This window comes from Ornithinibacillus halophilus (genome assembly GCF_900129485.1).
Classification (GTDB): Bacteria; Bacillota; Bacilli; order Bacillales; family Amphibacillaceae; genus Ornithinibacillus; species Ornithinibacillus halophilus.
In genome coordinates, this window is record NZ_FQVW01000001.1 from 354153 (window position 1) to 368639 (window position 14487).

Below are 14487 nucleotides of genomic sequence, written 5' to 3' on the forward strand. Positions count from 1 at the left end.
AGCATAAAGCACTTGATAAATCTAATTATTCTTTTGGGATTTTAAAAGTAAAGGATGTACCAACACCTATTTTACTATTAACAGAAATAGTCCCGTTATGAGCATCGATAATATTTTTAACGATAGCTAGACCCAAACCTGTACCTTTTTTCTTTTTATCCCTTGTCCTTGACTTATCGGCTTTATAGAAACGTTCAAATACAAAAGGTAAATCTTCTTCTGGTATACCACTACCACTGTCTTCTACAGATACAATCATTTCCTCTGAATTATTCTCAAGCATTACTTTTACATATCCACCTTCAGAAGTATGTCGAATTGCATTATCGATTAAGTTAGTAAATACTTGTTCTATCCGATCTGGATCAATTATTGCCTGAGGTACGGAAATATCTTTTTCTATTAGTAACTCTATTTTATTTTCGCTTGATACTCCACCAAATTTGCGAATAATTCGATCGACATAACCATCTAATTCAACAACTTCTCTACTTAATTGAATATGACCAGCTTCCATTCGGGCTAAATCTAGTAATTCATTTACTAAGCGACTTAGACGAAGTGACTCTTCATAAATAATTTGTGCCAATTCATTCTTTTCTTCTTTTGATTCTGCAATATCATCAACAATTGCTTCACTATATCCTTGAAGCATCGAAATAGGCGTCCTTAATTCATGCGATACATTCGCAATAAAATCTTTTCTCAACTTATCGAGCCTTCGTTCTTCGGTCATATCACGAATTACGGTAACAGCCCCCCTTACGTAAGACTGATCATAAAGAGGCGTCATTATCATTACCCAACTTCTACCTTGGATACTAATCTCTTCTAATCGTTCCTCTTCTTTTTGAATAACATCTTGAAGGATTGCATTTAATTCTGGTGGTAATTTTCGATTAATTCCATTTGTATCGATTTCCTTTTCAAAATACCAGTCTTCCATAAATCTTTCTGCAGGGGGATTTGTAACAATCATTTCTCCATTTCGACTTAACGTAATTACACCATCTGCCATGGAACTAACAATACTAGATAATTGTTCTTTTTCCTGTCTGAGTGCATTAATATGGAATTTTAATTGTCTACCCATCCGATTAAAAGCCATCGCTAATTCACCAATTTCATCATACGTTAAAATTGGTACCTTTGTATTAAACTCACCACGCGTCAAATCAAAAGCAGCTTCACGCATTTTAATCAGTGGCTTTGTTATCCTAGTAGATAAGAAAAAGGCAAAAATTGTAGTTAAAATAATCGCTATTCCTGCTGCTAGAACGATAATTTTAGTAGTTTCCGCTTTGGTTTGGTCCACTACATCCAATGATTGAAATACAAATACTGCAGCTCCACTGTCATCAATTGGCCTTCCTACCAACATTGCACCTTTCTCTTCATTTGGAATTTTAATTTGTTCTTGTAGTTGTACGCTTTCACTTAGTACAGTAGTTAAATAACTTTCAGAACTTAACCAATCCTCATTGATCACATCTAATTGCTCATCAGAGGTATTCGAGAACCAAAACGTATTATCAGGAAAGAATATCGCTACTTTAGTATCAGCATCTTTCACTCGTTCTGTTGTTTCATATATTAGCGATTTTTCTTCATGATTTTCAACCATTACCGAAACTTTTGTTGCTGTTTGCATCAAGTCATCTTCAGCTTCTTGTATATGGAAATTCTCAAAGAATTCTAGTAGTAAAATCGTTAAAATAAACAATACAAAAGAAACTAGCAATAATATCGTTATTGCTAGTTTTCCAACAACACTACGCCAAAACATTATACATCATCTACCTCAAATTTATATCCAACTCCCCAAACAGTTACAATCATCTTTGCTGCTTCCTTGGAGACGTTGTTTAGTTTTTCTCTTAATCGTTTAACATGTGTATCCACCGTTCTTAGATCACCAAAGAATTCATATTGCCATACTTCTTTTAATAGCAATTCTCGATTAAAAACTTTATCTGGTGATTTCGCTAAGAAACATAACAATTCATATTCTTTTGGTGTTAAGCTAACTTCTTTTCCATCAGCAGTAACACGATGAGCATCATGATCAATAGTTAGGTGTGGAAACACTAATAGATTCTTCGCATGTGCATCTGCTTCATTAAAGTTAGAAGCAGTAGAGCGACGTAGAATCGCCTTTACACGTAAAACAACTTCTCTTGGACTGAATGGTTTCACAATATAATCATCCGCGCCAACTTCAAAGCCTTGTACACGATTTGCTTCTTCACCTTTTGCAGTTAACATTATAATAGGGGTGGTTTTTTCTTTTCTAATTTCCTGACAGACTTCAATTCCATCCATTTCAGGCATCATAATGTCTAAGAGTACAACATCGTAATCGTTATTTAATGTATATTCTAAAGCTTCGGTGCCATTTTCTGCTTCTTCTACGATAAAGTCTTCTCGTTCTAAATACATACGGATGAGTCTACGAATTCTTTCTTCATCATCAACTACTAAAATTTTAGCGCTTTCTTCCATCATGAACTCCCCTTTTCTATCCTATATTTATAGTATAAACCAATCATTTTAAAAAGTATATTTCAGCGAACCTTTATTCGTTATTTCATGGTTAGCAACGTTTTAATAGTAGAAAGATAACACTATCAAAATGGTTTAGGTATAATGAAACGATTAAAGTGGTGGTTGGTGCTAAACCTACCGCTTCGGGAATACACTTCGCTTTCCGTGGGCGGCTGGTGAGCCTCCTCGGACTAACGTCCTGTGGGGTCTCACCTATGCCTTTGCTCCCACAGGAGTCTCCGTGTATTTCCTCCGCTGGTTTGAATCTCACAATTATTTTTTTGTTCTACTTTACTAACCAATTGATTAATGAAAATAAGCTAAATTTAGCATGCTTTGTATATTAACTAGTATACGAAGAAAGCCTGGAAAATTTCTTTCCAGGCTGGTTAAAAAATCTATGCGTATGAATGTAGTCCAGCAAGTATTAAGTTTACTGCAATCAAGTTAAACATGATGATTGCAAAACCTCCTACTGCTAACCATGAAGATTTTTCTCCGTGCCATCCACGAGATAATCTTAGGTGAAGGAAAGCCGCATAGAAGAACCAGGTGATTAACGCCCATACTTCTTTAGGATCCCATCCCCAGAATCTACCCCAAGCTTCTTGTGCCCAAATTGCTGCAAAGATAAGTCCTCCCAGAGTAAATACAGGGAAACCGATAGCAACAGCGCGGTAAGTAATTTCGTCTAATAGATCTAGCTTCGCATTTTTTAATAATGGCTGAATAGCTGCGCCAATTCTCTTTCTTAAAATCAATCTAATAATCCCATATATAATTGTACCTACTAAGAATGACCATAAGAGTGTATTAAATTTACTTCCTGCATCTGCACCATGCATCCATCCTGGTGTTTCAAACAATGGCTCCATTACACCATCTGATAGTAATACTCCGTCAGTTGGTCCAGCGATTGCCGGTAACGTATATTCTGTTTGAACAGTTTTATTACCCACAGGATATTCAAACGTTGCACTATAATTCATCAAGTTAAATGCTGTCGTTGCAACAATGAAACCAATGAATAAAATCAGTGAATACATAATAATTTCTAACCAAGTAGTACGTTTACTTCTTTTTGATTGATCAATATTTTTAATAAGGTAAATTACACCCGTTACAAAACTAATTGCTAAAATACCTTGTCCTAAAGAAACTGTCGTTACATGAATGTATAACCAATGACTTTTTAATGATGGTACTAATGGTGCAATTTCAGTAGGGAACATACTTGCATAAGCAATAATTATCATTGCTACCGGTAAAGCAAATAATCCCAGTACTGTTAACCGATAGATAAAATAAATAACAATAAACGCTAATACTATCGTCATTCCAAAGAATGTCATAAACTCAAATAAATTACTAACTGGTGCGTGACCACTTGCCATCCATCTTGTAATAAAGTAAGTTAATTGAGCGATAAAACCAACAATTGTTATTGATATCCCAATTGTACCTGCTTTACTTTTTTCTTGACGGTCCTTTTTATTATCTCTAATTGTAAACCCAAAGAAAAAGGTTGCTATTAAATATAAGATAAAAGCACTATAAAGCATTGTGCTACTAAAACTCAGTAAATTATCCATAGATTATCCTCCTAGCGATACTACTCATCCAATTCTTGTTGATCTTCTACCATTTTTACATTTGTATTTTCAATAACCTTTTCAATATCTTTCTTAACTCCAAACCAGTTTTTGTTTGTATGAGCAGCTAAACGAATCCCTTTATCGGTTGGTTGAATCCAAATCCGGCGGTGTTGCCAGTACATCCCTTGAATTACACCAAACATAAAGATAAACGCACCAAAACCAAAGATTGGTAAAGTTGAGTCTTTACGTACAGAAAGCCCACTTACCCGGTGGAAGTCCATGTTTTTAATAGCAACTTGATATTCATTCTCTCCAGTTGCATCTAAATTAGTAGCAAACATTCCTAAAACTTCACCCATCGGTTTTAATTCAACAGAGTTGGTATCAATTCCGATTGAATCTGCTGCTCCAATTATATCCCCAACAAAACTTGTTTCATATTTATCGGTGTCTGGAGGATAAACATTAAAGATGAACGTCGGATTTCTAGGGTGTTGTGTTTCCGTATTCGGACCATTACTATCTAGAAAATAATCTGGAAAATATTCATCAATGACTACAGTAAACCCGTTATCCAATTCATATTCAGATTGAGGGTTTATTAAATCAATGGTAAACTCTCCAAAAGACTCGACTTCAGCGCCTTCTTCTTCAGGCATTTCTTGTATTTCAAAGGTCATTTGACTAAATTCATTTAATTGATAGCCTGACTGATATAATTTATAACCATCAAATTCTAATGGATGGTTCATACGAATTTCGGTTTCAGCAACTTTTTCCAAATCCGTTTCTGAACCTGCTACAGCATCGTCACTTTGTTTATATACGACAGCATTTGTTTGGAAATTACTTGGAATAATTCGTCCCTCTTTTTGAATTGCATCTTTAAAGCGTTCATCATTTTCATCATATACATCCAAGATGAATCCTTTATTCTCAATGAAATACTCCCGGTCCGTTCCAGGAATAACGATTTGTTCTCCTTCTCGAACCCAAACATACTCATTCGTATAAAACATAGGTGTTGAACGTAACAATGCAGCTAACAAAATAATAATTAATCCAATATGATTCACATAAGGACCCCAACGAGAGAAGCGACCTTTTTCTGCCAATACATGTCCATCTTCTATTCTAACTTTATATCTTTGTTTCTTTAGATTTTGAATAACTTGTTCTTTTTCTTTTTCAGATACCTCGTCGCTTTCACTATATAAACGTTGTCTACTTAAGAACGTTTTATGTCGCTTCGCCTTTTGAATTTTTAATGCTTTATATAGTGGTACAAAGCGATCTAAACTACAAATCACTAATGAAACTCCAATTAATGCAATTAAAATTAAATACCACCATGAACTAAATAAATTATGTAACCCTAATTGATAATATATTTGACCTAAAATACCATAAGTTTCTGGATAGTAAATGGCTGGATCCCTCGAAATTGCATCAATTGGAATGTATTGTTGTTGCGGAAATATTGTACCTATTGCAGAAGCGATAAGTGCTAAAACAATTAACCATACACCAACTTTGACACTTGAGAAAAAGCTCCATATCTTATCAATAATGGACTTGTTATACGTTTGTGATCTTCTGGCAGTACCATCATAACGCATATTAAGTAATTTCTTTTTATCGTTGCCGTCAATGTGTTGGTTACCTTCAATCGGCTTACCACATGCTTCACAAAGGACTGTGCCTTCTGGATTCACATGTCCACATTCACATTTTATACTTTTCATCGATATCCCTCACTAACTACTTTCAATCTTGGTTGTCTTCCGGTTCTATTTGTTTCAAATATCCTTCTAACCTTTCAAGTGTAAGTGCCCCTTCCACTTTTTCTACAATCTCTCCTTCAGGGCTTATAAAGAATGAGCTTGGAATAGGTCCAATTTTATATAAATCTTGAATCGCTCCTTTATTATCAAAAGGAATTGGGAATGTTAGATCATACTTGTTTACAAATTGTTTCACATTAAATCTAGTGTCATTTAAGACAACCGCAATGATTTCTACACCCTTTTCTTTATATTCAGGATATAGTTGTTGCATATAAGGCATCTCGGCTTCACAAGGGTCACACCAGGTTCCCCAAAAATTAAGCATAACGCCCTTTCCTTGAAGCTCACTTAACTGAATGGATTCTACTTCATTGTTATGATTTATTTGCTCTAATTGAAAATCTGGAGCTTGATCACCTATTTTATAAATCGTATTATCCTTATTTAAATTGGTAACAACAGCATAAATAATGGCAACAAATAATACAGCGAGTATTGCTGTTCTAAAAATTAAGCGATTTCTCTTTTTCTTTGCTTTATTCGGTCTTTTATTTTCTATACTCACGCCCATCACCTCTCGCACCATTATACCACTTTACCACTATGGTAAATTTGTCTATTATTCAACAATTTAATCTGTTGCATGGTTACGCATTTGTTTAACTTCTTTTGGGGTTAACGGTCGATGCTCACCAACCCTCATTCCATCTAGTGTTAACAAGCCATACTTTTCTCTTTTTAGTTTGAGTACAGGATAACCAAGTTGTTCCATCATTCGTCGAACATGTCGGTTTTTCCCCTCTTGCAATGTTAACTCTAAAATCATTGTCCCTTTTTTTCTGTCAACAGACAAAATATTATAGCGAATCGCTTTTAACACTTCGCCTTTATCTTTTACACCTTTTAATAGTCTTGCTAATTCAGTCTTAGAAGGAATTCCTTTAATTTTTGCAACATATACTTTCTCCACTCCGTGTTTAGGGTGCATTAGTAGATTTGCAAAATTACCATCGTTCGTTAGCAATAAAATACCAGAAGTATCATAGTCTAATCTTCCAATAGGAAAAATTCTTTCATCAATCTCTGGGAAAAAGTCTGTAACAACTTTACGTCCTTTATCATCACTTAGACTTGAGATTACTCCTCTTGGTTTATAAAACATATAATAAACCGGCAATTCTTTTTCCAATTGGATTCCATTAACCTCTACTTTATCGTTTGGGCTAACCTTAGTTCCAAGTTCAGTAACTACTTTCCCGTTAACTTTTACCTTGCCATCTTCAATTAGTTTTTCTGCTTTACGTCTTGAAGTGACACCACTTTGTGCAATTACTTTCTGTAAACGTTCTAGATTCGACATATTATCACCATTTTATAATTTTATAGTTGTTTAAGTTGTAAATTATTACTGTTATTATATTGGGATAAACACAATAATAGCGTTAACCTTATGTTAACGCTACTTAACGGGTTTTATCCAAATATAAGAGTAACAATTATTATCGATGCAATTATACCAACTAAATCGGCTAGAAGTCCAACTTTAAGCGCATAACCCATTTTTCTGATACCGACAGCACCAAAATATACTGTTAGAATATAAAGTGTAGTATCTGTACTCCCCTGCATTGTAGAGGCTAATCGACCTATAAAAGAATCCGGTCCGTGTGTATCGATTAATTCGGTTGTCATTCCTAATGCTGCAGTTCCTGAGATTGGCCGTACAAGTGCTAGAGGAATAATATCAGGTGGTATTCCTATAAACGATAAAAAAGGTGAGATAAAATGAATAAAAGCTTCTAATGCACCGGAACTTCTTAATATGGATATAGAAACTATCATTCCTACTAAAAAAGGAAGTAAAGAAAAAGCCATCTTTACCCCTTCTTTACCTCCCTCAACAAATAATTCATAAGCAGGTATTTTTTTCCACGTAGCCACTACAAGAACGATTAGAATAAAGCATGGTATTAGCCACGAACTTACAGCTGTTATAAACCCCATATTTTACTTCCCCCGAATACTTCTATAATAAAAATAACGATCAATTAATAAAGCACTTATTGTTGAAATAACAGTAGCTATAATTGTCGTACCAACAATTTCTGTAGGAGATACCGAATTATACTGCATCCGAATCGCAATAACCGTTGTTGGTATGATAGTTAAACTTGAGGTATTTAAAGCAAGAAATGTAATCATTGATCTAGATGCTGTATCTGTACCACTTAACTGTTTCATTTGTTCCATCGCCTTAATCCCCATTGGTGTTGCAGCATTTCCTAATCCAAATAAATTAGCTGTAATATTAGATAATATATAACCTATCGCCGGGTGGTCTTTAGGAATATCTGGGAATATCCGTACAACAATCGGCCTAAATATTTTAGCAAGTACGTTTAATATCCCAGCCTTTTCTGCAACTTTCATAATTCCTAACCAAAATACTAAAACACTAATTAAACCTATGGAAAGTGTTACTGCCTCGTTTGCAGTTTCAAATATAGCTTTATTTACTTGATCCATCGTTCCATTTATCATTGCATAAATAATACCTATAATAGCCATACTTGCCCAAATAATATTTACCATGTTACCCCAACCTAAATATTTTCTTAAATATTGATATAAAATCATCCATGAAATTTTTTTCAGTAGGTTCATCTGAACTCATAAATATAGGTACTTCTAATATACGATTATTATCTAGAGAGAAAATTGCCAAACCAATTTTATCGCCATTCTCGTACTGTTCTTGTTCTTGAATTAGAATTTTTTTGTTAATAAGTTCCTTCTCTTCATTTGTAAGCGGGTATAGACGATCTTCTTTAATTACACCAGTTAAACTAGTTTGCGAATCGGTTTCGACTGTCGTTTGTCCTTGTTTAATTAGAGATTCCATTTCGTAGTTTTCAAAACCCCAATCAAACATCTTCATATGATCGCGCCAATCATCGGGAGCGTCCAGTGTTACTGCAATTAAATTCATTCCATCTTTAGATGCAGTTGATACAAGGGTTCTTCCTGTCTTCTTAGTGAAGCCAGTTTTTCCTCCTGTACAATACTTATAATACATCGTTAATAATTTATTTTTATTTTGCCAACTATAAGAACGTTGTTCGGACTTATAAGATTTCGCACTAGTTATTTTCTGAAATTCTTTATCTTTCATAGCATAACTCATCAGAAGTGCCATATCGTATGCTGATGAATAATGCTTGTCCGAATCTAGTCCATGTGGGTTTTCAAAGTTAGTATTTGACATACCTAACCAACTAGCTTTTTCATTCATTAAATGAACAAATCCCTCCATACTTCCACCAACATGTTCACTTATAGCCATTGCTGCATCATTTCCAGACCTTAGCATAAGACCATAGAGAAGATCTTCAATGGTCATTTTTTCGCCTTCCTTTAAATATATGGAGGAACCTTCTGTATAAACTGCTCTATTACTAGCGGTTGCCTTTTCCTTCAACATTCCAGATTCAATGGCAACAATAGCAGTCATTATCTTAGTGATACTAGCAATAGAAGATTTCTCATGTGCATTTTTTTCAAAGAGAATCCTTCCCGTAGATTCTTCTATTAGCACTGCATTCTTTGCAGAAACAGAAGGAGTAGCATGTCCAATATTTGGAAACAAAGTAGTAAAGAACAAAATTAATATCAAAGTGGTAATTGCAATTCTTCGCATGAGTTGGCCTCCTACAATTTTATGTCTCTACATTTTATGCTTGTACATAATGGATATGAACATAAAAACAAAAAACCCTCACAATTTGTGAGAGTTTCCAATTAATTTTCTTCGATTTGATTAAAACGATCAAAAAATAAATCAGCTTCTTCGATAGCTTCCTCATCCCCTAGGTTATCTGGTAAAGGTGGTAATTCTTCTAATGATGTTAATCCAAAGTAAGTTAAAAAGTCTTTAGTTGTTCCAAAAAGGACAGGTCTTCCAACACCTTCTTTTCTTCCCACCTCTTCAATTAAAGAGCGGGCCAATAAAGTCTGAACAGGACGGTCACTTTTAACTCCTCGTATATCATCAATCTCTGAACGAGTGATAGGTTGTTTATATGCAATAATAGCTAACGTTTCCAAAGCAGCTTGTGACATTCGACTTGATTGAGGTGTTGCTAGCAATCTTTTAAAATACTCACTGTGCTCTGGTTTCGTAGTTAAATGAAAAACATCATGAGACTGCATAATCATCATCCCTCGATCAACTCGTTCATAATCATATTTTAATTCTTCTAACATATGATTAATGGTCTCTTCGGTTACTTCCATAACAGCAGCTAATTGCCTCACGGTCATTCCTTCATCTCCACTTGCAAATAACAGACCCTCTACTACTCCTTTTAATTCATTCATCAGTTAAGCATCTCCCAAATAATATACAAATAGTGATTCAAAATGTCGTTCTTGTTTACACGTTACTTCTTTCTTTTTCATTAATTCTAGTAAAGCAATAAAAGTAACAACAATGTGAGAACGCGACTGATAAGGAAACATATTCTCAAAAGCAACTCCATCTTTTGAATCACGAACAAGCTGTAATACTTCATCCATTCGTTTCTCAATTGGAATGTCAACCCGTTGAATACGTGTATCGAGGGGTTCATTCCATTTTTTTCTTTCCATCATTTTACCTAAAGCACCAATCATATCGTAGATGGAAACATCCCCTTGTATAATTGGAGGTTTTGACACTTTTTCATCAAAAACTACTGGTGGCCTTGTGAAAGTATGATTAGCGTCTTCTTCTTTTTCTTTTAATTTTTCCGCTGCTTCTTTATATTTCCGGTATTCAATCAACCTCTGCATCAATTCATCACGTGGATCTTCCATATACTCATCTTCTTCATCAATTTCTTGATTCGGTAGAAGCATATGGCTTTTAATTTCAATCAGTGTTGCAGCCATTACAAGATATTCACTAGCAATATTAAGCTCTAACTGTTGCATAGTGTGAATATAGTTCATATATTGTTCCGTAATTTTTGCAACCGGAATATCATAAATATCGATTTCATATTGATGGATTAAATGTAACAACAAATCAAGTGGTCCCTCAAAAGAATCTAATTTCACTTCATATACCTGATTCATCACAATCATCCCTTCATATTTGAAATCAACATCTAAAGTTTTTTCTTTTATTAGAACCTTCTCATTGGTCCTATGTAATAGTATCACGAATCAGTATGGAATAAATATTTTTTTCAACTTGTCACAAACGCCCATACATCAGAATTATATCTTACATACGTTATTAACGTAAGATAAATGTTATTAAAACATTTATTTTTAAAAAAGGAGGAATTGCTTTATGGGAAATAGTTATGGATATGGTGGAGGATTCGCGTTAATCGTAGTATTATTTATCCTTCTAATTATCGTTGGTGCAGCTTGGCTATAAAATAAAAAAGAAAAAGTAGCTACGATTGATATTTATCCATGAACATGGAAAGAAAATCAGCCCTAATTGATTAGGGCTGATTTTTGTATTAGAGTAGTGCTAACACTTCTCTATCCACATATCATATGCTGAACTACCCATTAAGAAGTTCACTACATTTATGATAAAAACGCTTCGTTGAATCGTTAGGACAGACTACATACTTTTCTTCAAAATTCTTTACCGCTTCTCGAACCATTCTTTTACCTATTCCTGTATTGCGGTGAGAAGGATTAACAGAGATATGTTGAATCACAGCATTAATTTCATCTTCTGTGCTAATCCCAATTGCACCAATAATATCATCTTCTTTCCAAAGAAATAGGTGCCAGTTAGGATTTACTTCATATTCCTTAATCGTATGTTGTAGTTTTTTAACATCCTTTTCCTCAGGCATAAAAGAAAGCAAGCCCATGGCGATTTTTTCAAAGTTTTTTTTGTAGCGTATTAACATTTTAATCCCTCATTAAAAAGCTTTTATAAAAAGCAGATCTTTAATCACGTCAACTATTCGTAATTATATTATATCTTGGTAAATGAATAAACATAAGAAACCACAAGAATTCCTATTACCAAAATATCCCTTTTCAACATTATAAACGAACTAATCATAAATCATACAAGATTTTTAATTATTTTTTGAATATTTGTTGAAAGATAACATATCCATCTGACAATTTACCTTTAACTTTAAATGGAGTAATATTGACTATTCCTATCCATGCATTCAATAACATTAACACAAAGACATAGTCATTATGAAATATCATATATAAATACAAAAACAATAGGAAGAAAAATAAGTTACTAATTGGTCCACATAATGTAATAAAAATAATCTCTAATCGTTTGTATGGCTTTTCACGACTACTTTCAGTAACTCCTGTAATCAAGAAAAGACTTCTAATTACGACTTGTAGTTTAGATATTGAGAATTTATATTTGTCGCTTCCCCTACCTATAACTAGAGTAATATGATCAGCCTTTAGTATCCTCGCTGCAAGCATATGACCACTTTCGTGTATTAATGTACAGAGTGGAATAGCGACGAATAAAAGATAAAGCCAGAATAATACATCCATTTGTTTTCCAAATTTCTATTTTTATTCAGATAATACTTTAACTTCTTTCATTACATCCCCATTTTTCATTGCTTTTACATGCTCCATGCCAGAAGTTACCTGACCAAAAACAGTATGAACACCATTTAAATGAGGTTGAGGTTCATGTACGATAAAGAACTGACTACTACCAGTGTCTTTACCAGCATGTGCCATTGAAAGAGAACCTTCTACATGTTTATGAGGGTTTCCTTCTGTTTCACATTTTATGGTGTATCCTGCATCTCCTGTTCCATTCCCTCTAGGGCAACCACCTTGACTAACAAATCCATCTATCACTCTGTGAAAAGTTAAGCCATCATAAAAATTTTCATTAGCTAATTTTTCAAAGTTTGCTACTGTATTTGGTGCTTCATTAGGAAAAAGATCAAAAGTAATCTTATTTCCATTTTCCATGATGATATATCCGTTTTTTGTCATATTTATTTGCTCCTAACCTGATTTTTATAAAATCTTAACTTATATTAACATGATATTCCAATAAATTAAAGTACTGCTAATCCATTTATAACAAGTACCTCAGAATTTGGGCATTTAACTAGCCCTCATAGGTTAAATCAAAACGAGTAATATCTTCAAACGTTTCTCTTTTTACAACTAGGTTGTCTATCCCATTTTCTACAAATACAACTGCAGGTTTAGAAAAACGGTTATAATTACTAGCCATTGAATAACCATATGCACCTGTAGAAAATACAGCTAGAATATCGCCAGGATCGACTTTTGGTGTAGGTAAATCCCAAATAAGCATATCTCCTGATTCACAACATTTTCCGGCAATTGAAACTACGGTCTCATTTTCCTGGTTTGCTTTGTTAGCAAGGACTCCCTCATACTTCGCTTGATAAAGAGCTGGACGTATGTTGTCCGTCATCCCACCATCCACAGAGACATAATTTCTTACTCCAGGAATTTCCTTCATTGAACCAACGGTGTATAAGGTTAACCCTGCATTACCTACAATGGACCTACCAGGTTCGATCCAGATTTCTGGCATAGGAATATCAATTTGTTTTGTATGATTTCTAACTGCTACAGTAATCTCTTCCACATAAGTATTTAGTGGTAAAGGAGTATCATTTTCTGTGTATTTAATCCCAAAACCTCCACCTAAATTTAAAACTTCAGGAATAAATCCATATGTTTCTTTCCATCTAGCTAAAACGCCAAATAGTATATCCGTTGTTTTTGTAAACCTATCAGTCTCAAAGATTTGTGAACCGATATGACAGTGTAATCCTTTAAAACGAATATGTGTGTGGTTTTGGAGCTGTTGCAATGCTTTTTCAGCTTGTCCATTGTGTAAATCAAAACCAAATTTTGAATCTTCATTTCCTGTTAGTATATATTGATGGGTGTTGGATTTAATACCTGGTGTTACTCGAATTAGAACGTCTACTTGCGTATCATACTCCTTCAATAACATCTCTAAAAGTTCAATTTCATAAAAGTTATCGACAACGATACAGCCTACATTATTTTCAATAGCCATTTTTAATTCATTTATACTCTTATTGTTTCCGTGTAAATGTATTCGTTCGCTAGGAAAGCCAGCTTGTAATGCTGTATAAAGTTCACCTTCTGAAACCACATCCAGTGATAAACCTTCTTGTTTCATTACTTGTAAAATAGCAATCGAAGAAAAAGCCTTACTTGCATACGCTACCTGCGCTTTTACATCAACTTTTTTAAACGTTTCAACAAATGAACGACAATTTTGTCTAATTAAATTAACATCATATACATATAATGGGGTTCCGTATTTTTTTGCCAAATCAATAGTATCAACCCCTCCTACTTCCAGATGTCCTAATGAATTTATTTTAAATGGATGGTTAACCATATTAATCCCCCGATTTTTTAATAGATTAGAAAGTATAACTTTCAGAGATGACTAATTCCGAGCGCACGCGCTTTTCTTAAATTTCTAACTAATAAAGATACTTTATCACACCATTTTTTAAAACAAAAGA

At 34.0% G+C, this 14487-nt stretch carries 16 protein-coding genes; 1 reads left to right on the forward strand and 15 read right to left on the reverse strand.

The genetic code is table 11. The features are described from left to right. Positions 1 to 25 precede the first annotated feature (25 nt). The 11 genes from BUB12_RS01830 to BUB12_RS01880 all read right to left on the reverse strand — a co-directional run bounded on the left by BUB12_RS01830 (position 26) and on the right by BUB12_RS01880 (position 11044). Positions 26 to 1786, reverse strand: a complete 1761-nt coding sequence (locus BUB12_RS01830) for an ATP-binding protein (protein ID WP_072887404.1) — start codon at positions 1784 to 1786, stop codon at positions 26 to 28. After that, positions 1786 to 2502, reverse strand: a complete 717-nt coding sequence (locus BUB12_RS01835) for a response regulator transcription factor (protein WP_072887406.1) — start codon at positions 2500 to 2502, stop codon at positions 1786 to 1788. The genes BUB12_RS01830 and BUB12_RS01835 overlap by 1 nt, the downstream gene beginning before the upstream one ends. A 440-nt stretch (positions 2503 to 2942) precedes the next feature. Continuing rightward, positions 2943 to 4136, reverse strand: coding sequence for a c-type cytochrome biogenesis protein CcsB (ccsB, locus tag BUB12_RS01840; protein WP_072887408.1), 1194 nt, complete (start codon positions 4134 to 4136; stop codon positions 2943 to 2945). A 20-nt stretch (positions 4137 to 4156) separates the two neighbouring features. Further along, positions 4157 to 5887: a cytochrome c biogenesis protein ResB gene (gene resB, locus BUB12_RS01845; protein ID WP_072887410.1), complete on the reverse strand. Its 1731-nt coding sequence runs from the start codon at positions 5885 to 5887 to the stop codon at positions 4157 to 4159. A 22-nt stretch (positions 5888 to 5909) separates the two neighbouring features. Beyond that, positions 5910 to 6494: a thiol-disulfide oxidoreductase ResA gene (gene resA / locus BUB12_RS01850; RefSeq protein WP_072887412.1), complete on the reverse strand. Its 585-nt coding sequence runs from the start codon at positions 6492 to 6494 to the stop codon at positions 5910 to 5912. A gap of 66 nt (positions 6495 to 6560) precedes the next feature. After that, on the reverse strand, positions 6561 to 7289 hold the full coding sequence (locus BUB12_RS01855) for a pseudouridine synthase (protein WP_072887414.1): 729 nt from the start codon (positions 7287 to 7289) through the stop codon (positions 6561 to 6563). A 113-nt stretch (positions 7290 to 7402) separates the two neighbouring features. Then, positions 7403 to 7933: a spore maturation protein gene (locus tag BUB12_RS01860; protein ID WP_072887416.1), complete on the reverse strand. Its 531-nt coding sequence runs from the start codon at positions 7931 to 7933 to the stop codon at positions 7403 to 7405. A 3-nt stretch (positions 7934 to 7936) separates the two neighbouring features. After that, positions 7937 to 8521 (reverse strand): nucleoside recognition domain-containing protein, encoded by a 585-nt coding sequence (locus BUB12_RS01865; protein WP_072887418.1) that lies wholly within the window; start codon positions 8519 to 8521, stop codon positions 7937 to 7939. Between the two features lies 1 nt (position 8522). Then, positions 8523 to 9626, reverse strand: coding sequence for a D-alanyl-D-alanine carboxypeptidase family protein (locus BUB12_RS01870; protein WP_072887420.1), 1104 nt, complete (start codon positions 9624 to 9626; stop codon positions 8523 to 8525). A 101-nt stretch (positions 9627 to 9727) separates the two neighbouring features. Then, a complete protein-coding gene (scpB, locus tag BUB12_RS01875) occupies positions 9728 to 10306 on the reverse strand; it encodes an SMC-Scp complex subunit ScpB (protein WP_072887422.1) in 579 nt (192 codons plus the stop codon). Between the two features lie 3 nt (positions 10307 to 10309). Then, positions 10310 to 11044 carry a segregation/condensation protein A gene (locus BUB12_RS01880; protein WP_072887435.1) on the reverse strand — a complete coding sequence of 245 codons (735 nt, stop codon included), beginning with the start codon at positions 11042 to 11044 and terminating at the stop codon, positions 10310 to 10312. 220 nt (positions 11045 to 11264) lie between these two features. On the opposite strand from BUB12_RS01880, the gene BUB12_RS01885 reads away from it, so the two are divergent. Continuing rightward, a complete protein-coding gene (locus BUB12_RS01885; protein WP_072887437.1) occupies positions 11265 to 11354 on the forward strand; it encodes a YjcZ family sporulation protein in 90 nt (29 codons plus the stop codon). A gap of 133 nt (positions 11355 to 11487) precedes the next feature. Here BUB12_RS01885 and BUB12_RS01890 read toward each other — a convergent pair whose 3' ends face one another. From BUB12_RS01890 to lysA, 4 genes are all read right to left on the reverse strand, one after another. Then, positions 11488 to 11847: a GNAT family N-acetyltransferase gene (locus BUB12_RS01890; RefSeq protein ID WP_072887439.1), complete on the reverse strand. Its 360-nt coding sequence runs from the start codon at positions 11845 to 11847 to the stop codon at positions 11488 to 11490. A 178-nt stretch (positions 11848 to 12025) separates the two neighbouring features. Next, entirely contained in the window at positions 12026 to 12475 is a 450-nt protein-coding gene (locus tag BUB12_RS01895; RefSeq protein WP_072887441.1) for a hypothetical protein, read from the reverse strand. 21 nt (positions 12476 to 12496) lie between these two features. After that, entirely contained in the window at positions 12497 to 12934 is a 438-nt protein-coding gene (locus BUB12_RS01900; protein WP_072887443.1) for a peptidylprolyl isomerase, read from the reverse strand. A 118-nt stretch (positions 12935 to 13052) separates the two neighbouring features. After that, complete coding sequence (gene lysA / locus BUB12_RS01905) at positions 13053 to 14357, reverse strand: diaminopimelate decarboxylase (protein ID WP_072887445.1); 1305 nt, start codon at positions 14355 to 14357, stop codon at positions 13053 to 13055. Positions 14358 to 14487 lie beyond the last annotated feature (130 nt).